Source organism: Cupriavidus sp. 05N39, from assembly GCF_056397325.1.
Map to the genome: position 1 here is coordinate 1 of NZ_JBFTNE010000332.1, position 424 is coordinate 424.

Here is a 424-nt window from a genome sequence, read left to right on the forward strand (position 1 = left end):
TGTAATTGCCATTGCGCCGGGGTTTTTTGCTACCGAACCTATTCAGCCTTTGGTCGATGACGCTAGCGTTGCCGTGTGGTTGCGGCAGAGGACTGCGTTGGGGAGGTGGGGGCAGCCGGAGGAGGTGGCGGGGGCGGCGGTGTTTTTGGCTTCGCCGGCGGCTTCTTATGTTACTGGGCATGTGTTGGCGGTGGATGGGGGGTATTTGGCGCATTTTTGATGGATGCCTTAACTTCAACTTCAACTTCAAAGGCTTAAAAGTCAAAGGCGGTTTCACCCCCCTGCGGGGGGCGACCTACTTTCTTGTCTTGCCAAGAAAGTAGGCAAAGAAGGCGCGCCGGATGGGGCGACCCCCCCTCGTCGGCAGACAAAAAGAGCGGCCGGGACCCAAACTCGCATCGCCTTAAGGCGATACTCAAACATG

At 57.5% G+C, this 424-nt stretch carries 1 protein-coding gene; it reads left to right on the forward strand.

Annotated features, from left to right (window positions below; all coding sequences use genetic code 11):
• The coding region (locus AC1DN0_RS41565; RefSeq protein WP_477146681.1) for an SDR family oxidoreductase at window positions 1-220 on the forward strand (220 nt) is incomplete at its 5' end.
• Window positions 221-424: the final 204 nt, after the last annotated feature.